Annotated in this window: 20 protein-coding genes; 14 read left to right on the top strand and 6 right to left on the bottom strand. The window is 58.0% G+C overall.

The features are described 5' to 3' along the window. The first annotated feature begins 167 nt into the window (after positions 1–167). The 6 genes from CLU80_RS02405 to CLU80_RS02380 are packed head-to-tail and all read left to right on the top strand — an operon-like array spanning position 168 to position 6,117. Positions 168–1,262, top strand: a complete 1,095-nt coding sequence (locus tag CLU80_RS02405; RefSeq protein WP_095048092.1) for an ABC transporter ATP-binding protein — start codon at positions 168–170, stop codon at positions 1,260–1,262. After that, a complete protein-coding gene (locus CLU80_RS02400; protein WP_099756656.1) occupies positions 1,262–2,371 on the top strand; it encodes an ABC transporter ATP-binding protein in 1,110 nt (369 codons plus the stop codon). The genes CLU80_RS02405 and CLU80_RS02400 overlap by 1 nt, the downstream gene beginning before the upstream one ends. Continuing rightward, on the top strand, positions 2,368–3,234 hold the full coding sequence (locus tag CLU80_RS02395) for a carbohydrate ABC transporter permease (RefSeq protein ID WP_007912484.1): 867 nt from the start codon (positions 2,368–2,370) through the stop codon (positions 3,232–3,234). Before CLU80_RS02400 ends, CLU80_RS02395 begins: the two co-directional genes overlap by 4 nt. 9 nt (positions 3,235–3,243) lie before the next feature. After that, on the top strand, positions 3,244–4,044 hold the full coding sequence (locus tag CLU80_RS02390) for a carbohydrate ABC transporter permease (protein WP_003192012.1): 801 nt from the start codon (positions 3,244–3,246) through the stop codon (positions 4,042–4,044). Between the two features lie 10 nt (positions 4,045–4,054). After that, positions 4,055–4,327, top strand: coding sequence for a DUF2160 domain-containing protein (locus CLU80_RS02385; RefSeq protein ID WP_007912485.1), 273 nt, complete (start codon positions 4,055–4,057; stop codon positions 4,325–4,327). A gap of 47 nt (positions 4,328–4,374) precedes the next feature. Next, positions 4,375–6,117 (top strand): ABC transporter substrate-binding protein, encoded by a 1,743-nt coding sequence (locus CLU80_RS02380; RefSeq protein WP_016986564.1) that lies wholly within the window; start codon positions 4,375–4,377, stop codon positions 6,115–6,117. 302 nt (positions 6,118–6,419) lie between these two features. Here CLU80_RS02380 and CLU80_RS30115 read toward each other — a convergent pair whose 3' ends face one another. From CLU80_RS30115 to CLU80_RS02365, 3 genes are all read right to left on the bottom strand, one after another. Then, positions 6,420–6,623 carry a hypothetical protein gene (locus tag CLU80_RS30115; RefSeq protein WP_256573906.1) on the bottom strand — a complete coding sequence of 68 codons (204 nt, stop codon included), beginning with the start codon at positions 6,621–6,623 and terminating at the stop codon, positions 6,420–6,422. Positions 6,624–7,017: 394 nt separating this feature from the next. Beyond that, complete coding sequence (locus CLU80_RS02370) at positions 7,018–8,451, bottom strand: heavy metal sensor histidine kinase (protein ID WP_099756655.1); 1,434 nt, start codon at positions 8,449–8,451, stop codon at positions 7,018–7,020. Next, positions 8,448–9,122, bottom strand: coding sequence for a heavy metal response regulator transcription factor (locus CLU80_RS02365; RefSeq protein WP_099756654.1), 675 nt, complete (start codon positions 9,120–9,122; stop codon positions 8,448–8,450). The genes CLU80_RS02370 and CLU80_RS02365 overlap by 4 nt, the downstream gene beginning before the upstream one ends. 534 nt (positions 9,123–9,656) lie before the next feature. Between CLU80_RS02365 and CLU80_RS02360 the strand changes: the two genes are divergently transcribed. The 8 genes from CLU80_RS02360 (at position 9,657) to CLU80_RS02325 (ending at position 17,979) form a co-directional block, all read left to right on the top strand. Further along, positions 9,657–10,904 (top strand): TolC family protein, encoded by a 1,248-nt coding sequence (locus CLU80_RS02360; RefSeq protein ID WP_099756653.1) that lies wholly within the window; start codon positions 9,657–9,659, stop codon positions 10,902–10,904. A gap of 49 nt (positions 10,905–10,953) precedes the next feature. After that, a complete protein-coding gene (locus CLU80_RS02355; protein ID WP_099756652.1) occupies positions 10,954–12,141 on the top strand; it encodes an efflux RND transporter periplasmic adaptor subunit in 1,188 nt (395 codons plus the stop codon). 14 nt (positions 12,142–12,155) lie between these two features. Continuing rightward, positions 12,156–15,305 (top strand): CusA/CzcA family heavy metal efflux RND transporter, encoded by a 3,150-nt coding sequence (locus tag CLU80_RS02350; RefSeq protein ID WP_099756651.1) that lies wholly within the window; start codon positions 12,156–12,158, stop codon positions 15,303–15,305. A gap of 223 nt (positions 15,306–15,528) precedes the next feature. Continuing rightward, on the top strand, positions 15,529–15,732 hold the full coding sequence (locus tag CLU80_RS02345; protein WP_093434253.1) for a co-regulatory protein PtrA N-terminal domain-containing protein: 204 nt from the start codon (positions 15,529–15,531) through the stop codon (positions 15,730–15,732). A 78-nt stretch (positions 15,733–15,810) separates the two neighbouring features. Then, on the top strand, positions 15,811–16,143 hold the full coding sequence (locus CLU80_RS02340) for a DUF2790 domain-containing protein (RefSeq protein WP_099756650.1): 333 nt from the start codon (positions 15,811–15,813) through the stop codon (positions 16,141–16,143). 396 nt (positions 16,144–16,539) lie between these two features. Then, on the top strand, positions 16,540–16,920 hold the full coding sequence (locus CLU80_RS02335) for a DUF6124 family protein (RefSeq protein WP_099756649.1): 381 nt from the start codon (positions 16,540–16,542) through the stop codon (positions 16,918–16,920). A 289-nt stretch (positions 16,921–17,209) separates the two neighbouring features. Further along, positions 17,210–17,500: a type II toxin-antitoxin system TacA family antitoxin gene (locus CLU80_RS02330; RefSeq protein WP_041073246.1), complete on the top strand. Its 291-nt coding sequence runs from the start codon at positions 17,210–17,212 to the stop codon at positions 17,498–17,500. After that, the gene (locus CLU80_RS02325) at positions 17,458–17,979 is read left to right on the top strand and encodes a GNAT family N-acetyltransferase (protein ID WP_093434262.1); all 522 of its coding nucleotides are present in this window, start codon (positions 17,458–17,460) and stop codon (positions 17,977–17,979) included. Before CLU80_RS02330 ends, CLU80_RS02325 begins: the two co-directional genes overlap by 43 nt. Before the next feature lie 158 nt (positions 17,980–18,137). Here CLU80_RS02325 and CLU80_RS02320 read toward each other — a convergent pair whose 3' ends face one another. The 3 genes from CLU80_RS02320 to CLU80_RS02310 all read right to left on the bottom strand — a co-directional run bounded on the left by CLU80_RS02320 (position 18,138) and on the right by CLU80_RS02310 (position 20,264). Further along, positions 18,138–19,463, bottom strand: coding sequence for an OprD family porin (locus tag CLU80_RS02320; protein ID WP_099756648.1), 1,326 nt, complete (start codon positions 19,461–19,463; stop codon positions 18,138–18,140). 146 nt (positions 19,464–19,609) lie between these two features. Beyond that, complete coding sequence (locus CLU80_RS02315; protein WP_027614657.1) at positions 19,610–19,924, bottom strand: helix-turn-helix domain-containing protein; 315 nt, start codon at positions 19,922–19,924, stop codon at positions 19,610–19,612. Further along, positions 19,914–20,264: a type II toxin-antitoxin system RelE/ParE family toxin gene (locus tag CLU80_RS02310; protein ID WP_093434372.1), complete on the bottom strand. Its 351-nt coding sequence runs from the start codon at positions 20,262–20,264 to the stop codon at positions 19,914–19,916. The genes CLU80_RS02315 and CLU80_RS02310 overlap by 11 nt, the downstream gene beginning before the upstream one ends. Positions 20,265–20,523: the final 259 nt, after the last annotated feature.

The following is a 20,523-nucleotide window of genomic DNA, read 5'->3' as shown; positions in this document are numbered from 1 at the left end:
ACTATTGTTCATTGTCAATCGCCCACTTGTTCAAATGTGTTCAGCAATGAACGCTCATTCCCCGCGCTTTCAACGATTTTCACGCCAAATCAACCACTTGCCATTTCTGGCACGAAACTCGCTCCCGTGCACAGGTCGCTTGACTCCAATAATAAAAAGGCCGAGCCATGTCACTCACCCTGGAGCACGTCAGCCGTACCGTCGAGGGCCAGATCTGGATCGACGATGCGTGCCTGAAATTCGAACCCGGTTCGTTCAACGTTTTGCTCGGCCGCACGCTGTCCGGCAAAACCAGCCTCATGCGTTTAATGGCCGGTCTGGACAAACCGGACAGCGGCCGCATCCTGATGAACGGCGTCGACGTCACCCAACGTCCGGTGCGTCTGCGCAACGTGTCGATGGTCTATCAGCAGTTCATCAACTACCCGACCATGACCGTGTTCGAAAACATCGCCTCGCCGTTGCGTCAGGCCGGTGTTTCGAAAGAGATCATCCATAGCAAAGTGCAGGAAACCGCGAAGATGCTGCGCATCGAGAAGTTTCTGCAGCGCTACCCGCTGGAACTCTCTGGCGGCCAACAACAACGCACCGCCATGGCCCGCGCATTAGTCAAGGACGCCGAGCTGATCCTCTTCGATGAGCCGCTGGTCAACCTCGACTACAAACTTCGCGAAGAGCTGCGCCAGGAAATGCGCGAGCTGTTCAAGGCGCGCCACACTATCGCGATCTACGCCACCACCGAACCCAACGAAGCGCTGGCACTCGGCGGCACCACGACCATTCTTCACGAAGGCCGGGTGATTCAGAGCGGCCCGTCGACCTCGGTGTATCACCAGCCACAAAGCGTGCTCGCCGCCGAGTTGTTCTCCGAGCCGCCGATCAACCTGATGCCCGGGCGCATTGCCGGTAACGAAGTGAGTTTTGCCAACTTCGTACACTTCCCGTTGAACGTCGATCTGCGCCCGGTGGGTGAGGGCGAGTTCCGCTTCGGCGTGCGCCCCAGCCACATTTCGCTGGTGCCGAGCAACGATGACGATCTGGAATTGGCGGTCACCGTCGAAGTCGCCGAGATCAGCGGTTCGGAAACCTTCCTGCACGTGCGCAACGAGCATTTCCTGCTGGTGCTGCACCTGCCCGGCGTTCACGAATACGACGTCGATGCGCCGATCCGCATCTACATCCCGACCCATAAACTGTTCGTTTTCGATGCGCAGGGCCGTCTGGTGCAAGCACCGGGCCGGCGTGTCGCGAGGGTTGCCTGATGGCCGAAATCCGTTTGCAACACCTCGCCCACAGCTACAGCAAAACCCCGAGCGGCGCGGAAGATTACGCGATCCGCGAGATGGATCACGTCTGGGAGCAGGGCGGCGCCTATGCATTGCTCGGGCCGTCGGGTTGCGGCAAATCCACCTTGCTCAACATCATTTCCGGGCTGCTCAGCCCCTCGCAGGGCCACGTGTTGTTCGATGGCAAAGCGGTGAATGACCTGACGCCAGAGAAGCGCAACATCGCTCAGGTTTTCCAGTTTCCGGTGGTTTACGACACCATGACCGTGTTCGATAACCTCGCCTTCCCCCTGCGCAATCAGGGCATGGCCGAGGCGAAAGTGCACAGCAAGGTGCAGGAAATTGCCGAAGTCCTCGACCTGCAAAACCTGCTGAGCAAAAAGGCGCGCAACCTCACCGCCGACGAAAAACAGAAAGTCTCGATGGGCCGTGGTCTGGTCCGCGACGACGTTTCGGCGATCCTCTTCGACGAACCGCTGACGGTGATCGACCCGCACCTGAAGTGGAAACTGCGGCGCAAGCTCAAGCAGATCCACGAGCAGTTCAACATCACCATGGTCTACGTCACCCACGATCAACTGGAAGCATCGACCTTCGCCGATAAGATTGCGGTGATGTACGGCGGCCAGATCGTCCAGTTCGGCACGCCTCGGGAATTGTTCGAGCGGCCGAGCCACACCTTTGTCGGTTATTTCATCGGCAGCCCCGGGATGAACCTGATCGACGTGCAGCCGCAACCCGGCGGCGTCGGTTTCGCCTCGACGCATCTGCCGCTGTCTGACGCGATGCAGCGACATATCGAACACGGCCAGTGGAAAAATCTGAAGGTCGGCATCCGTCCCGAGTTTATTCACGTGTGGGACGAGCCGTTTGATGACGCGATGCAGGCAAAGGTCGTACACGTCGAAGACCTCGGCACCTACAAAATCATGACCCTCGACCTCGACGGCGCGCCGTTGAAAGTGCGTCTGGCCGAAGACAAACCGGTGCCGCAGGGCACGGCGTACATCAGTTTTCCGGCGCAGTGGCTGATGGTCTATGCCGATGAGTTTCTGCTCGAAGCCGACGATGAGGTGCAGCCATGAACAAGGTGCAGAACAACAAGGCCTGGTGGCTGGTATTGCCGGTGTTCCTGCTGGTGGCATTCAGTGCGGTGATCCCGATGATGACCGTAGTCAACTATTCGGTGCAGGACATCTTCGACCAGTCCAGCCGCTACTTTGTCGGCGCTGACTGGTACAAGCAAGTGCTGCTCGACCCGCGTTTGCACGACTCATTGCTGCGCCAGTTCATCTATTCGGCGTGCGTGTTGCTGATTGAAATTCCGCTGGGTATTGCCGTTGCGCTGACGATGCCAACCAAGGGCCGCTGGTCGTCGGTGGTGCTGATCATTCTGGCGATTCCGCTGCTGATTCCATGGAACGTGGTCGGTACGATCTGGCAGATTTTCGGCCGCGCGGACATTGGTTTGCTGGGGTCGAGCCTCAACGCCATGGGCATCAGTTACAACTACGCGGCCAACACCATGGACGCCTGGGTGACGGTGCTGGTGATGGACGTCTGGCACTGGACTTCATTGGTGGCGTTGCTGTGTTTCTCCGGATTGCGCGCAATTCCCGACGTGTATTACCAGGCCGCGCGCATCGACCGCGCCTCGGCCTGGGCGGTGTTCAGGCACATTCAGTTGCCCAAGTTGAAAAGCGTGCTGCTGATCGCGGTGATGCTGCGCTTCATGGACAGTTTCATGATCTACACCGAGCCGTTCGTGCTCACCGGCGGCGGGCCGGGTAACGCCACGACCTTCCTGAGTCAGACGCTGACCCAGATGGCCGTAGGGCAATTCGACCTCGGTCCGGCAGCGGCGTTTTCGCTGGTGTACTTCCTGATCATCCTGTTGGTGTCCTGGCTGTTCTACACCGCCATGACGCACTCCGACGCCAACCGCTGAGGCCCGGCCATGAGCAAAAGAAAGCTTATTCCGTTGCTGGTGTACATCCTGTTCCTGCTGGTGCCCATCTACTGGCTGCTGAACATGTCGTTCAAGAGCAACACCGAAATCCTTGGCGGCCTTACGCTTTTCCCACAGGACTTCACGCTGGCGAACTACAAGGTGATCTTTACCGATCCGAGCTGGTACACCGGTTATCTGAACTCGCTGTATTACGTCAGCCTGAACACGGTGATCTCGCTGAGCGTGGCGTTGCCGGCGGCGTATGCGTTTTCGCGCTACCGTTTTCTCGGCGACAAGCACCTGTTCTTCTGGCTGCTGACCAACCGCATGGCGCCACCGGCAGTGTTCTTGCTGCCGTTCTTTCAGTTGTATTCGTCGATTGGCCTGTTCGACACACATATCGCCGTGGCCTTGGCGCACTGCCTGTTTAACGTGCCATTGGCGGTGTGGATTCTCGAAGGCTTCATGTCTGGCGTGCCCAAGGAAATCGACGAAACCGCCTACATCGACGGCTACAGTTTCCCCAAGTTCTTCGTGAAGATTTTCATCCCGCTGATCGGTTCCGGCATCGGCGTCACGGCGTTTTTCTGCTTCATGTTTTCCTGGGTCGAACTGCTGCTCGCGCGCACGTTGACCTCGGTAAACGCCAAGCCGATTGCGGCGGTCATGACGCGTACGGTGTCCGCTTCGGGTATCGATTGGGGCGTGCTGGCAGCGGCGGGGGTGTTGACCATTCTGCCGGGCATGCTGGTGATCTGGTTTGTTCGCAACCACGTGGCCAAGGGCTTTGCCCTCGGTCGGGTCTGAGGAGCTGATGATGGAATGGATGAGCTGGACCACGCCTACCGCAGCATTCTTCATTGTCATCGGCCTGATTCTGGTCGGCATGACGACGTGGGAATTGCGCTCGCCGAGCATCCTGCGGCGAGGTTTTCTGCCGATTGCCACCACCCGTGGCGATCGTTTGTTTATCGGTCTTCTCGGCAGCGCCTACCTGCATTTGCTGGTGATCGGCGCCACCGACTGGAGCATCTGGGTAGCGTCCGCGTTGTCCCTGGTGTGGCTGTTGGCTGTGATGCGTTGGGGCTAGTCGAGTCGTTCGGCAACGCGGCTCCACAACTTAAACAGGAGGTCTCTATGTTCGACAAAAACAATAAGCTGCGACATAGCATTTCATTGGCAGCCATGCTGGCACTCAGCGGTTTGAGCGCCGCCGCGTGGGCGGATGCCTACGAAGACGCGGCGAAAAAATGGATCGGCAGTGAATTCAAACCGTCGACCCTGACGGCCGAGCAGCAACTCGAAGAGTTGAAGTGGTTCATCAAAGCGGCCGAGCCGTTTCGCGGCATGGACATCAAGGTCGTTTCCGAGACCCTGACCACCCACGAGTACGAGTCGAAAGTGCTGGCCAAGGCGTTCAGCGAAATCACCGGGATCAAACTCACCCACGACCTGCTGCAAGAAGGCGACGTGGTCGAGAAAATGCAGACGGTGATGCAGTCGGACAAGAATATTTATGACGGCTGGGTCAACGACTCGGACCTGATCGGTACGCACTTTCGCTACGGCAAGACCGAATCGATCACTGACCTGATGGCCAACGAAGGCAAGAACTTCACCTCGCCGACCCTCGATATCAAGGATTTTATTGGCATCTCGTTCACCACCGCGCCGGACGGCAAGATCTATCAACTGCCCGACCAGCAATTCGCCAACCTGTACTGGTTCCGTGCCGACTGGTTTGAACGTGCGGATCTGAAAGCCAAGTTCAAGGAAAAGTACGGCTACGAATTGGGCGTGCCGGTGAACTGGTCGGCCTATGAAGACATCGCCAAATTCTTCAGCGAAGACGTCAAGGAAATCGACGGCAAGCGCGTTTACGGGCACATGGACTACGGCAAGAAAGACCCGTCGCTGGGCTGGCGCTTCACCGATGCCTGGTTCTCCATGGCCGGTGGCGGCGACAAAGGGTTGCCCAACGGTTTGCCGGTGGACGAGTGGGGGATTCGCGTCGAGGACTGCCACCCGGTCGGCTCCAGCGTGACTCGCGGCGGCGACACCAACGGCCCGGCGGCGGTGTTCGCCACCACCAAGTATGTCGACTGGCTGAAGAAGTACGCGCCACCGGAAGCGGCGGGCATGACCTTCTCCGAATCCGGTCCGGTACCGTCGCAGGGCAACATTGCGCAGCAGATCTTCTGGTACACCGCGTTCACCGCCGACATGACCAAGCCGGGCCTGCCGGTGGTCAACGCCGACGGCACGCCGAAATGGCGCATGGCGCCATCGCCGCGTGGGCCGTATTGGGAGGAGGGCATGAAGCTCGGTTATCAGGACGTGGGCTCGTGGACGTTCATGAAATCCACGCCTGAGAAACAGAAACTGGCGGCGTGGCTGTATGCGCAGTTTGTGACCTCGAAAACCGTGTCGCTGAAGAAAACCATCGTCGGCCTGACGCCGATTCGTGAGTCGGACATCAACTCGCAAGCGATGACCGATCTGGCGCCGAAACTTGGTGGTCTGGTCGAGTTCTATCGCAGCCCGGCCCGCGTGCAATGGACCCCGACCGGCACCAACGTGCCGGACTACCCGCGTCTGGCGCAATTGTGGTGGAGCCACATCGCCGAAGCGGCCAGCGGCGAGAAGACCCCGCAACAGGCGCTGGATGGTTTGGCCAAGGATCAGGACGCGATCATGACGCGTCTGGAACGCTCCAAGGCCCAAGCGGTGTGCGCACCGAAAATGAACCCGGAACGCGATGCCCAGTACTGGTTTGATCAGCCGGGCGCACCGAAACCGAAACTGGCCAACGAGAAGCCGAAGGGCGAGACCGTGAGCTACAACGAACTGCTGAAATCGTGGGCGGATGCGCGGAAGTAACAGCTGAAATGTGAAAGGCGAACGGCACTGCAAGGTGCCGTTTTTTTTTGCGCCTGATCTACCGCAATCGCGAGCAGGCTCACTCCTACAGGGGATTGAGGCGTACGCATCATCTGTGAACGACACAAAAACCTGTAGGAGTGAGCCTGCTCGCGATAGCGGTGTGTCAGATAACAAAGATATCGACTGACCCGCCGCCATCGCTTGCAGGCAAGCTCCTACAGAATGCAGTGGTGTTCACAAAACTCAAAAAACCCCTGCCCACTGCAGCATCTACTAAAGGGCATCGGTCAGTGCCAGCTTCATGCTTGAGTTTCTTCAAAGGTATCAAGCATGGCATCAGGCAATGACGAATCGAAATCATCAGGCAGCACCAACTTGCCTTTCATAGCGCCAATTCGTGGTGTGCCGGTTTTTCCTGTGTGAGCGAGAAGGCGCTGCGCCCGACCTTGGACTGCCAGAGTCTCGATTTCTGCAACCAACTCACAAAACATGTCTCTGCTCATAGTGCCCCCCATCGTTCTTCTACCTGCAAAGACCTTCACCATAGAACTACCCACTCAAGGCTGGCTGTAGGACGAAGCGGATGTTAGGGCGGGAGCTTTCGGAGTTTGTGCAGAGACGAGAGCGTATCGGTAAGAAATCGTACAAAACTCGCGATTCCCATTCTGACATTCAACATGGATATCGCCTGATCCGACGCTTTCGCGAGCAAGCTCGCTCCCACAGGTTTCGGCGGCGTCCACTTATTTTGTGAATGACTACTGTCTCTGTGGGAGCGAGCTTGCTCGCGAAGGCTGAGTATCAGGCAGTGCAGATTTTGCAGGACCCACCGCCATCGCGAACAGGCGAAGGCCTACAGGTTTTAGCGGTGTTCACAAAACCTGAGTACCCCGCAAATCACTGTGGGAGCTTGCCTGCAAGCGAAGGGGCCATTGGCGGCACCGCCGGAAATCCAAGCCTGAACACCGTCATCGCCCCCGGCAAACTCTTAACCTCCGCCACACCCTGATGCAGGCTCATGATCGAGCGCACGATCGCCAGGCCCAATCCGGTGCTGCCCTGCGAGCGTGAGCGACTGCTGTCGACGCGGTAGAAGCGGTCGAACAGATGTGGCAGGTGTTGCGCCTCAATCCCGGCGCCGGGGTTGCTGACCAGCAGGGAAGCCTGCGTCCCACTCTGTTCAATCAGCAGCGTCACGGTTTTCCCGTTCGGGCAATGACGCAGCGCGTTGGACAGCAGATTGGAAATCGCCCGCTGAATCATCAGCCGATCGCCCATCACCGTCGCACTGCCAACGACATTCAAATGAATGTTCTTATCCTGCGCCGACAACGAAAACATCTCCGCGACCTTCGCCGCCTCAACCTCCAGCGCCACCGCTTCAAACGGTGCCAGCGCCGACGGGTGACTGACCTGCGCGAGAAACAACATGTCCGAGACAATCCGCGCCACACGCTCCAGTTCCTCGGTGCACGACACCAGCACGTCCTTGTATTCCTCGGTCGTGCGCTCGCGGGACAAGGTCACCTGCGCCTTGCCCATCAGGTTATTGATCGGGGTGCGCAACTCATGCGCCAGATCATCGGAGAATTGCGACAACTGCTGCACCCCGGCATCGAGCCGATGCAGCATGAAATTGATGCCTTGTGCCAGTTCACTCAGCTCCTGCGGCATGTTCACCACGGACAGCCGGTGTTCCAGATCCTGGGTCGAGACCATCGCTGCGACTTTGCGAAACTCGCGCAGCGGCGCCAACCCGCGTTGCACCGCGCCCCACGCGGTCAGGCCGATAAACACCAGCAACAACGGCAAGGCAATCAGCGTCGAGCGCAGATAGGCGCTGAGCAGCGCCTCATCGTGGGCGTTATCCACTGACAGCAGCACCGGCACGCTGCTGCTGTCCTTGAGGCGAATCAGTTTCGAGGCGGTGAGGAATTTCTTGCCTTGCGCGTCGGTGCTGTCGCTGTAAGTCAGTTGATCGGTGGTGGCGCGCACCGCTTTCAATTCGACGCGCGGATCGCTCAATCCCGAGCCGGACTTGAGCAGCGGCGAGCGCTGATTGAGGCGGTCATAAATGGTCAGCGTGAGGTTGTCATGCCCCATCACCTGATCGAGCAGAATATGCGGCTTGCCGGTGATTTCATTGGCATCGACGTACAACGACAGGCTGTGTTCGACCTGCGCCATCTTCTTTTCCAGGCTGTCTCTGGCAAGCGAATTCAGCTCATGGGTCAACGCGAAATAGGCGAGGATCGCCAGAAACACCACCAGCAGCGCACCGAGAATACTCACCGTCAAACCGAGGCGCATCGACAGGCTGGAGGGCTTCATTCCCTTGCCTCCAGCACATAGCCGACACCGCGCAGGGTGTGGATCAGTTTGCTGTCGAACGGGTCGTCGATTTTCGCCCGCAAGCGGCGGATCGACACTTCGACCACGTTGGTGTCGCAGTCGAAATTCATGTCCCACACCAACGAGATGATTTGTGTGCGCGTCAGCACTTCGCCGGACTGGCGCATCAGCAAATGCAGCAGGGCGAATTCCTTGGTGGTCAGGTCAATACGCTGTTGCCCGCGAAACGCGCGATGGCGACCCGGATCGAGTTCCAGATCAGCGACTTTCAGCACCTGCGGCACCGGGATATTTTCGCTACGACGCATCAAGGTGCGCACCCGCGCCAGCAGTTCGGGAAACTCGAACGGCTTGACCAGATAATCGTCGGCACCCAGATCGAGGCCGCGAATCTTGTCGGCCAGACGCCCGCGCGCCGTCAGCATCATCACCCGCGTCGAATGGGTGCGACGCAGTTGTTCCAGCACGCCCCAACCGTCGAGTTCCGGCAGGTTCACGTCGAGAATAATCAGGTCATAGGCCTGTTGTTGCGCCAGATGCAGGCCATCGGCGCCGTTGGCGGCGTGGTCAACGACATAACCACTTTCGGTCAAACCCTGATGCAAGTATTCGGCAGCTTTAAGCTCGTCCTCGACGACAAGGATTCGCATGATCTTTCACCACTTTTATTTAATGGGTATTTAATTTAAAAGCCCCTCACCCTAACCCTCTCCCAGAGGGAGAGGGGACTGAGCGTGGGATATTTCAGAACTACGCCGACGTGAAAGAACGTTACTGAATCCATAATCAACTTGATGTAACAGGTCGATAAAAAACGCCAGACACTTCGGTCGGCTCCCTCTCCCCGCAGGAGAGGGCTGGGGTGAGGGGAGTGCGGACAATAAAGGTTGTAGCGGCTACAGGGTCAACGCCCAAGTGCTTTAGATCAGTGTTCTGCGACAGTAGGTCGCAGTGCTAACCACCAAATTCTCTTGAGTTTACTTACGGCAAGTGCTGTTCAGCAGATAACTGCCGTGTTTTTGTTTCGATGTATTTCGATAACGCTATTTGCACTTCGCATCCTAGAACAAAACAACTTCCCCAAACCGTGGATAACGGATTTGTAATGTTCCAGTCACCTTGTCGATAAGTTCAAAACCCTACCGTGGCGGCATCCGAGATTCTTGAATAAAGGAAGTCTTCCATTGCCCGGTTTAATTAAACTGACGGCGCAATCACGCCTGAAAAAAACCGCCAGCGTCATCTTGTTGCTGGCCTGTACCAGCCTTGCAAACGCAGCGACCCTGACGCTGGATCAAGCCCTGCAAAGCGCCTTCGCCAGCAACCCGGATTTAGCCGCCGCGCAATGGGAAATCGGTATCGCCGAAGGTGACCGCCAACAGGCCGGCCTGATCCCCAACCCCGAAATGTCGTGGGAAGCCGAAGACACTCGGCGCAATTCGCGCACAACCACGGTGATGCTCAGTCAACCGATTGAACTTGGCGGCAAACGCGGTGCACGCATCGATGTCGCCAGCCGTGCGCAAGACGCTGCCAGCATCGAACTGGAGCGCAAGCGCAATGCCTTGCGTGCCGATGTGATTCAGGCATTCAACAGCGCGCAAACCGCGCAGCAACGCTTGCAGCTGTCGCGTCAATCGCTGCAACTGGCCGAGCACGGTTTACGCGTGGCGCAAGGGCGGATCGAGGCGGGTAAATCTTCGCCGGTCGAAGGCACGCGGGCGCAGGTGCAACTCTCGGAAGTGCGCCTTGAGCTGAGCCGGGCAGAGCGCGATCAGGCCACCGCTTACCAACAACTGGCGCAGGTCATGGGCACGCCGCTACCGACCTCGACCAAGGTGCAGGCACCCACGCAAAGCATGCCGGCCGTTCCACCACCGACAAGATTGCTTGAGCGCTTGAACGAGACCGCCGAACTGCGTCTGGCCAAGTTGCAGATCGACCAGCGCGAAGCGTCGTTGGGCCTGGAAAAGTCCCAGCGCATCCCCGATCTCACCGTCAGTATCGGCAGCCAATACAGCGAAACCGAGCGCGAGCGGGTCAACGTGGTCGGCCTGTCGATGCCGATTCCGCTGTTCAACCGCAATCAGGGCAACGTGCTCGCGGCCGCGCGCCGCACCGATCAGGCGCGGGATCTGCGCAACGCCACCGAGCTGCGATTGCGCACGGAAATCCAGACCAGCCTTGAGCAATGGCAGACCGCCAACGGCGAAGTCACTGCGTTCAACCAGACCATCCTGCCCGCCGCGCAAAGTGCAGTCGACAGCGCCACCCGTGGTTTCGAAATGGGCAAGTTCGGCTTCCTCGATGTGCTCGATGCGCAACGCACGTTGATCAGCGCTCGCAGCCAATACATCCAGGCCGTCAGCGAAGCCACCGACGCCCGCGTACGCATCGAACGGATCTTCGGCGACCTCAGCGTCAGCCGTTGAATTTCACTTTTCAGACAACTGCGCGATGGCTCGGCGCAGAGGAGTTTCCATGGATAAAAAATTGATGGTGGTCGCGGTGGCGACGTTGGCGCTGGGCATTGGCATCGGCTCGCAGTGGTCAGGTCACGCAAGTATCGACGCGCATGCCGATGAGGCCGCTGAACACGCCGATCATGCGCAAGAAGATGCAGCGGCTGAACATGCCGAAGAAGGGCACATCGAATTGAGCGCGGAGCAGATCAGCGCTGCCGGCATTCAACTGGCCGAGGCAAAACCGCAAACCATCAGCCGCGGCCTGCCGTTTCCCGGCGAAGTGCGCTTCGACGAAGACCGCACCGCCCACATCGTGCCGCGCGTCCCGGGTGTGGTCGAGTCGGTGGCGGTCAACCTCGGGCAAACCGTGAAGAAGGGCCAGTTGCTGGCGGTGATCGCCAGCCAGCAGATCTCCGATCAACGCAGCGAACAGGCGGCCGCGCAACGTCGCCTGTCCTTGGCGCGCACCACTTATGAACGCGAGAAAAAACTCTGGCAGGACAAGATCTCTGCCGAGCAAGATTTCCTCCAGGCGCGCCAAGCGTTGCAAGAAGCTGAAATTGCCCTGAGCAATGCCCAACAAAAGATCAGCGTACTCAGCGGCAGCGTGGTCGCCACTGGCGGCAATCGCTACGAACTGCGCGCGCCGTTCGATGGCGTGGTGGTAGAAAAACACCTGACGCCGGGCGAGGTGGTCGATGAAAGCACAGCGGCGTTCACCCTCTCGGACTTGTCGCGAGTGTGGGTCACGTTCGGCGTTTCACCGAAGGATCTGAACAAGGTTCAAGTAGGCAAAGCGGTCACCGTCAGCGCCCCGGAACTCAACGCGGAAGTGGTCGGCAGTGTGGCTTACGTTGGCAGTTTGCTCGGCGAGCAAACCCGCACCGCGACCGTCCGCGTCACCCTGGAAAATCCGCAAGGCTCGTGGCGCCCCGGTCTGTTCGTCACTGCGCTGGTGGCGACCGACAGCCGCGAAGCGCAAGTCGCCGTACCGGAAACCGCGATCCAGACCGTCGAGGACAAACCCACGGTGTTCGTGCGTACCGACGACGGTTTCGAAGCCCGCGCGGTAGAACTGGGCAGCCGCGCCGCCGGCCATGTGGAAATTACTCAAGGCCTGGAACCGGGCGTGCAAGTCGCCAGCGCCGGCAGCTTCGTCCTCAAGTCGGAGCTGGGCAAAGCCTCAGCCGAGCACAGCCACTGATCCGGAAGACTCCCATGTTCGAACGCCTGATCCAGTTTGCCATCGAGCAGCGCATCATCGTCCTGCTCGCCGTTCTGCTTATGGCCGGCCTCGGCATTGCCAGTTATCAAAAGCTGCCGATTGACGCCGTGCCCGACATCACCAACGTCCAGGTGCAAATCAACACCGGCGCCGCCGGGTTTTCGCCGCTGGAAACCGAGCAGCGCATCACCTTCCCGATTGAAACCGCGATGGCCGGTCTGCCGGCACTCGAACAGACCCGTTCGCTGTCGCGCTCGGGCCTGTCGCAAGTCACGGTGATCTTCAAGGACGGCACTGACCTGTTCTTCGCCCGGCAATTGGTCAACGAGCGTTTGCAGATTGCCAAGGAGCAATTGCCCGAAGGCGCCGAAGCGGTAATGGGGCCGATTTCCACCGGCCTCGGCGAGATCTTTTTATGGACAGTGGAAGCCAAGGAGGACGCACTCAAGGACGACGGCACAGCCTACACGCCGACCGACCTGCGGGTGATTCAGGACTGGATCATCAAGCCGCAATTGCGCAACGTGCCGGGCGTCGCCGAGATCAACACCATCGGCGGTTTCGCCAAGGAATATCAGATCGCGCCGGACCCGAAACGCCTGGCCGCGTACAAACTGACGCTCACCGATCTGGTCACTGCGCTTGAGCGCAACAACGCCAACGTCGGCGCCGGTTACATCGAGCGCAGCGGCGAGCAATTGCTGATCCGCGCGCCGGGGCAAGTGGCCAGCACCGAGGACATCGCCAACATCGTCATGGCCAATGTCGACGGCACGCCGATCCGGGTGAAGAACGTCGCGACAGTGGAAATCGGCCGCGAATTGCGCAGCGGCGCGGCCACCGAAAACGGGCGTGAAGTGGTGCTCGGCACGGTGTTCATGCTGATCGGCGAGAACAGCCGCACGGTCTCGCAAGCGGTCGCCAGCAAGCTCGAACAGATCAACAAATCTCTACCGCAAGGCGTGATCGCGGTGCCGGTGTACGACCGCACGCACCTGGTCGACAAAGCCATTGCCACGGTGAAAAAGAACCTCATCGAAGGCGCGATTCTGGTCATCGCGATTCTGTTTCTGTTCCTCGGCAACATCCGCGCGGCACTGATTACCGCGATGGTGATTCCGCTGTCGATGCTGTTCACCTTCACCGGCATGTTCAGCAACAAGGTCAGCGCCAACCTGATGAGCCTCGGCGCGCTGGACTTCGGCATTATCGTCGACGGCGCGGTGGTGATCGTCGAAAACACCCTGCGCCGGTTGGCCCATGCGCAGCAGCATCACGGACGTTTGCTGACCCGTGCCGAGCGTTTCAAGGAAGTCTTTGCCGCAGCGAAAGAGGCGCGGCGACCGCTGATTTTCGGCCAGTTGATCATCATGGTCGTGTACCTGCCGATCTTCGCGTTGAGCGGCGTCGAAGGGAAAATGTTTCACCCGATGGCGTTCACCGTGGTCATCGCTTTGCTTGGCGCGATGCTGTTGTCGGTGACCTTCGTGCCAGCGGCAATAGCGCTGTTCGTGACAGGTAAGGTCAAGGAAGAAGAGGGCGCAGTAATGCGCGGCGCGCGTCGTGTGTATGCGCCGGCGCTGGCGTGGGTCATGTCCCATCGCGCAATCGCAGTGGGCGCGGCGTTGGGCGTGATCGTGCTCAGCGGTGTGCTCACCAGTCGTATGGGCAGCGAGTTTGTTCCGAGCCTGAGCGAAGGGGATTTTGCCCTGCAAGTGCTGCGCGTGCCGGGCACCAGCCTGACGCAATCGGTGGACATGCAGCAGCGCCTCGAGACGCTGATTCTGGCCAAGGTGCCGGAAGTCGAGCGCGTGTTTGCCCGCACTGGCACCGCCGAAATCGCCTCGGATCCGATGCCGCCGAATATCTCGGACAGCTATGTGATGCTCAAACCCAAGGACCAATGGCCGGACCCGGACAAGTCCCGCGAAACCCTGATGGCCGAGTTGCAGGCTGCCGCCGCGACGTTGCCGGGTAGCAACTATGAACTGTCGCAGCCGATTCAATTGCGCTTCAACGAACTGATTTCCGGCGTGCGTAGCGATGTCGCGGTGAAGGTGTTTGGCGATGACATGGACGTGCTCAATGCCACGGCTGCGAAAATCGCTGCTGCCATGCAAAAGGTCAACGGCGCATCCGAAGTGAAGGTCGAGCAAACCACCGGGCTGCCGGTGCTGACCATCAACATTGATCGCGATAAAGCCGCGCGTTACGGACTCAACGTGGGTGACGTGCAGGACACCATTGCCGTTGCGGTCGGCGGGCGTCAGGCCGGGACGTTGTATGAGGGTGATCGGCGTTTCGACATGGTTGTGCGTTTGTCCGATGCCATGCGCAAGGACATCGACGGACTGTCGGCGCTGCTGATTCCGGTGCCCGCGCTGAGCGGCGCTGCGAATCAGATCGGCTTCATCGCGCTGCAAGACGTCGCCAGCCTCGACCTGGTGCTCGGGCCGAATCAGGTCAGCCGCGAGAACGGCAAGCGACTGGTGATCGTCAGTGCCAACGTGCGCGGGCGTGATATCGGCTCATTTGTCAGCGAGGCCGGCGAGGTGATCGAACGTGACGTGCAAGTGCCGGCCGGTTACTGGACCAGTTGGGGCGGGCAGTTCGAGCAACTGCAATCGGCGGCCAAGCGTTTGCAGATTGTGGTGCCGGTGGCGTTGCTGTTGGTGTTCGGGTTGTTGTTCATGATGTTCAACAACCTGAAGGACGGCTTGCTGGTGTTTACCGGGATTCCGTTTGCGCTGACCGGTGGGGTCATGGCGCTGTGGTTACGGGATATTCCGTTGTCGATTTCGGCGGGTGTCGGGTTTATTGCTTTGTCGGGTGTGGCGGTGTTGAACGGGTTGGTGATGATTGCATTTATTCGTAATTTGCGTGAGGAGGGACGGTCGCTGTCCGATGCCATTAACGAAGGTGCGTTGACGCGTTTGCGGCCGGTGTTGATGACGGCGTTGGTGGCGTCGCTGGGGTTTATTCCGATGGCGCTTGCAACCGGCACCGGTGCGGAGGTGCAGCGACCACTGGCGACCGTGGTGATCGGCGGAATACTGTCCTCCACGATCCTCACACTGCTGATCTTGCCGGCGCTCTACCAACTCGCCCATCGCCGGGATGAGGAACCGGTTTCATCTGAATAGGTAATCCCCCCTGTAGGAGTGAGCCTGCTCGCGATAGCGGTCTATCAGTCAGATCTAAATTGACTGACCCACCACTATCGCGAGCAGGCTCACTCCTACAGGCTTTGTGTTCGACTTCAGAAGAGCGCCCTGGAGATAACGGATATGTAATTTCCCCGCCACCGTCACGATAGGTTCGGATTGTTACCTTGATCCCGTCAGTTACTTAAACGAGGAATCAAAGATGAAAATCGTACAGATGGGTGCTCTTGTTGTGGCGTTGGCGATCTCTTCCGTGGCTCTGGCCGAAGGCGGTGGCGACCGCACTTTCGAGCGGATGATGACCAGCAACGACCGCTCCATGGAACTCTTCGTCGCCAAGGAACAAGCCGCCGGCAACCCGGTGGTCGTCACTGACAAGAAAGACGACAAAACCCGCGATCTGTAAGCCTGCTGCATCTGAACAAGCCCGTTATCGCGCATCGATGCCGGGCTTTTTTTACGCCCGGACGGGAAGGAAATGGATATGAAAGTACTCAAGTTGATCGCATTCGCGGCTGTCATGGCGACATCGGTAAATGTGCTGGCCGAAGGCGGTGGTGACCGCACTTTCGAACGTGCGCTCAGCGCCAACGCCAAAGCCATGGAACAGTACGCCACCAACCAGGGCAAAGCGCCGCCGGTGGTGAAGGATTACGAATACGGAATGAAGCTGGACGTGGTCAAAGTGGTGAGTGTGGTGAAGCCGCAGCCTGCGTGCAAAGTGGTGCCCACCGCGATGACCTACGAGGACTCAAAAGGCCAGCTCAACACCATCAAGTACAACGTGATGGGCGTGTGTCGCAACGGCGGGAGCTGAATCCTTTACGGCGAAACGCGGCCCCGTGTAGGAGCTGCCGAAGGCTCCTACACGTTCTGTATTTCAATTCGTAATGTTTAAGTGTTGTGTGAGAAGTGCGGAACCTTCCCACAATGTTTTCAGGTTGTCCGTCGGACGTCCGCTCTCTAGCCTGTGTGGGTCGCTGCCAAATCAGTGATCGGGATTGGAACCCCGGAGAACGTGTCAGCGCCAAAGCGTCTTTCATGACGTATGCTTGCCCACCTTCATGGTGTGCAGTCTGTTATGGCGGCTGTGCGCGGGAGACTTTCGAGTCTGCCGGGTTTCTCCGTTCCCCGGGTTCCAACCTGCGTACAGCTGCCACCCCTTCGCGTGGAACCGAATGGATCAGCTTCAACGTTATGAAGGAGAAATATCATGAAAAAGCCAACCCCAAATCCCCCCGAAACAGACGCCATCCCCGACGCCAACTCAACATCGCCTTACGCCTCCGTCGACACCCGAAAACTCCACGAAGCCGCCGACCGCGCCCTCGATTTCTACCTCAAACCCTCAGCCGCCATCATGTCCGCGCCGTACATCCCCAACCAGATGTTCCTGGTCAATCCCAAAGCCGATACCGAATCATTACTGGCCAACGCCAGCGAATCCCTGGCCTCTGCCACGGTGATGCTCGGTGACTTCGCTGCGCTGCTGAACGGCACCCATCGCAAGACTCTGCTCGGCATCGCGCAGGTCGTCATGCTTGGTGAATTAGCGGTGAACAAAGCTCTGGATAACGTGGAGGTCACGACGTAGGCGAAGGTCCTTTGGCGAGGATCTTTTTCTCGCCAGGCCTAAATAAATGACCGTGTATCTGAAAGCTATACGCGTATATGCATTAGCTACACGGTCGGTATAGAATCGACTCCGAAGCCGCTCTCATGGCTTCGTACCTCAAACGTTAGATCTCACGTTAAGAGCATGGCCTAAACCTCTCCGGGCCACTCAAGGAGTCAGAAAATGAAAAGTAAGCAAAAGCTGATGTGCTAACGCCATAAGGAGGCTCCAGTTCCAACATCACCTACCCAGATGGGAAACAGAACAAATGTCCACAACTGAAAGCGTTGAAAAATCCAAACCCGTTCCAATCAACATGAGAGCGGACGAAAAGAAACGTAATCTGATCGATTTGGCAGCCGCCATGTCTGGTCGTGATCGCACAAGTTTTATCCTGGAAGCTGCCTGCCAAAAAGCTGAAGAGGTGATTCTGGATAAACGACTGTTCCTTCTCGACGACAGCGCATTTGACGCATTCGAACAAGCTATTGAAGCCAATCCGGCTCGAGGTAACGAATGCCTGCACCAACTGCTCGCACGTCCAAAACGTTGGAGTTGACCGCCCCCGAGAAGCTCAACGACCTACACGAACTCGATGCTTTCGATTCTGGTGAGGTGACCATTGACCATTACCTGCAGAGGAAGGCGCGAAAAGCCCAATCCACCAAGCAGGCTGTTGTGTACGTCAGTTGCCTCAAAGGCACGTCGAATGTGATGGCCTACTACACGCTCTCCAGCGGATCAGTCGCCCGTGCCAGCGTCATGCCGAAAAGCCGTCAACGCAATTCGCCCAGTGTCCATCCGGTCACTCTATTGGGGCGTATGGGGGTAACGCGCGAAGCTCAGGGCCAAGGTTTCGCTGTCGATTTACTGCAAGATGCGATTGAAAGAGCCCTCAACGCGTCTCAGTCGATCGGATCCAGCGCGATAATTGTTCATCCCTTGAATGATCGGCTGTCGAGCTTTTATATCAAGTACGCAGGTTTCATTCCGTGCCCCGGCATTTCCCCCATTACCCTGATGCTGCCTTTACGCTAAAGCTCGGCTTAATCAGCTACCCGCTAGGTTGTCTTGATAGCGGGTTGATTATGTCGCGACCGCAAAGCAAAAAAAGGCGCCCCGAAGGACGCCAAAAGATTCACCTCTTACCAAAGGAGCAAGGAGCTTCTAAAGGTGAATTTGCATCAGCCGCGCAATCAAAGAATCGCCAGCGGATACTCGACAATCACCCGCACTTCATCCAGATCCGACTCGAACGCCGTGGCGCGGGTTGTGGCTTGGCGCAAGCGCAGTGACAGATCTTTCATCGAACCGCTTTGCACCACGTATTTGACTTCGATATCACGCTCCCAACGTTTCTGATCGGTCAGCGGATTGCCCTCGGCATCGCGGCGCATATACACGGCGTTAGCGTTTGAATAATCAGCGTCGGTGCCGCGTGCGTAACGGGTCATGAACGACAGACCCGGTACGCCATAGGTGCTCATGTCGAGGTCATAGCGCACCATCCACGAACGTTCTTTCGGCGAGTTGAAGTCGCTGTACTGGATCGAGTTGTCGAGGAAGATCGAGTCGGACTGGCGCAGGTAGTCGAAGTCGTCATTACCGTTGTTGCGCTGGTGGGAGAGGGCGACAGAGTGGGCACCAAGCTTGACGCCAACGCGGCCGCTCCAGATGTTGTTGTCGAATTCGCCGAGCAGTTGTTTGCCCTCGTCGACGGCCTTGTAATAGTTCAGGCCACCGAACAGCGACAGGTCATCCGAGAGCGGATAAGTCCAGGCAGTGCCGGCGTAGTACTGATTCCACGCATCCTTGAGACGGCTGGAATACAGACTGAAACTGAGATTCTTGTTCAGCGCGTAATCGCCGCCACCATAAGCGATCCACGGCGAATTGACCGGACCTGCATAGAAGGTCGCGAAGTTCTCACGCATGTCGCTGGACGCCGGCTGGCTCATCGCATGCAACCGGCCACCCTGCACCGACAGACCTTCAATGCTGGTGTTGGTCGCCGTCACCCCGCGAAAGCTCTCCGGCAGCAAGCGCGAGTCACCGGCCGCGACCATCGGGTTGACCGGGAACACATCACCCACCCTGACCACCGTATCGAACGCCCGGATTTTCGCGGCGCCGCCGACCTTGGTGTATTCGTCCCGCGCCTCGCCGTCGCTGTTGACCGGCAACACATCAAACGAACTGCGCCCACCGTTGCGTCCGTCACCGGTATCGAGTTTCAGACCAATCATCGCAAATGCATCGACACCGACCCCGACGGTGCCTTGGGTGAAACCGGACTCGAACTTGCTGATCACCGCATGCGACCAGGCTTCTGAATAGCCGTTGCCGGTCGGACTGGACTGACCATTGCGATGATCACGATTGAAGTAGAAGTTACGGTTGAGCACCGTCAGGCTGCTGCCTTCGACAAAGCCTTCAGGCTTGTCTTCAGCAAACACCGTGGACGGCCCGGCGCCGACCACCACTGCTAGAGCGGCCATCGATATTTTCGAATTGTTAACCATCAAACACTCCTTGGGTTCGGCAGAACGGGAACGTGCTTCGGCGTGGGTTTTATTGTTCGGCGGGTGACATCGTTGCAAGCTGCGGATAACGCCAAGGTGATGAGGGAATTACAATTTCGTCATGTGGCTGGAATTAGAACCCAGTGTCAGGTCAGGGCTGCGAGTTGTTCGATTGTCTGTGGAAAACGCTCGACCAGACGGATCAGGGTTGTGGCCTGAGCATTGGGCGTTGCTCGTCCTTGCTCCCAGTTTTCGAGCGTTCGCGTGTTGGTGCGTAGATACATCGCGAATACTGACCGGGAAAGATTAAGTTGCTGACGGATGGCTATCACTTCTTCAGCAGTGATCGGCATCAGTTTTGGCAGTTGAACTTTGTGGGTACGCAAGGTGATTTTGCCTTGGCGTTCATCGGCCAGTGCTTCCAGTCCATCCATCAGTTCGGAAAAAATGTCACGTTTCATAGTGGGTTCTCGCGTTGAGTTCTCTATCCAGCGTTTTTCTGAAAAGTTTTTTCTGGGCAGGCGTCAAATCGTCCTGCTCGTTTTTGTTGTAGACGGTAAAGAGCCAGAACTGATCGAAGCCTGACCACCAGTAATAAATCACTCGTAATCCGCTGCGCTTACCCTTCCCTCTTCGTTGGTCGCCAAAGCGAATTTTACGAAGCCCGCCTGTGTCCTCGATGAGATCGCCCGCTTCCGGATTTTTCAGCAACTCCAGTTGAAAGCTGCGAAACAGATCGTCATCCAGATAGTCGTCTCGGTGCTTCTGAAATACAGGCAATTCGATAAATAGAGCATCCATGTTCTGTACGCTACCTACGTATAGTGTTGTCTCGATAATCGAATCGGTCAAGGCCTCCTGGCCTTGCTTTTCGTCCCTTTTTCAACGGTAGACGCCGCTCGTAAAAACACCTGTAGGACGAATCGCCGCGTGTGGTGAGAACGTTCGATTGATCTATGAAGACGCTTCGCAGCTGCCGTGTCGGAACAGTCCCGCAAGCAGTGCCCAACGCCGAATGGTGATAGCGGTGGGGTGTCGGGCGAAGAAGAGGTTGAATGTG

The organism is Pseudomonas sp. 29 (assembly GCF_002754355.1).
GTDB classification, from domain to species: Bacteria; Pseudomonadota; Gammaproteobacteria; order Pseudomonadales; family Pseudomonadaceae; genus Aquipseudomonas; species Aquipseudomonas neuropathica.
This window is presented reverse-complemented; position numbering and strand designations above follow the sequence as displayed.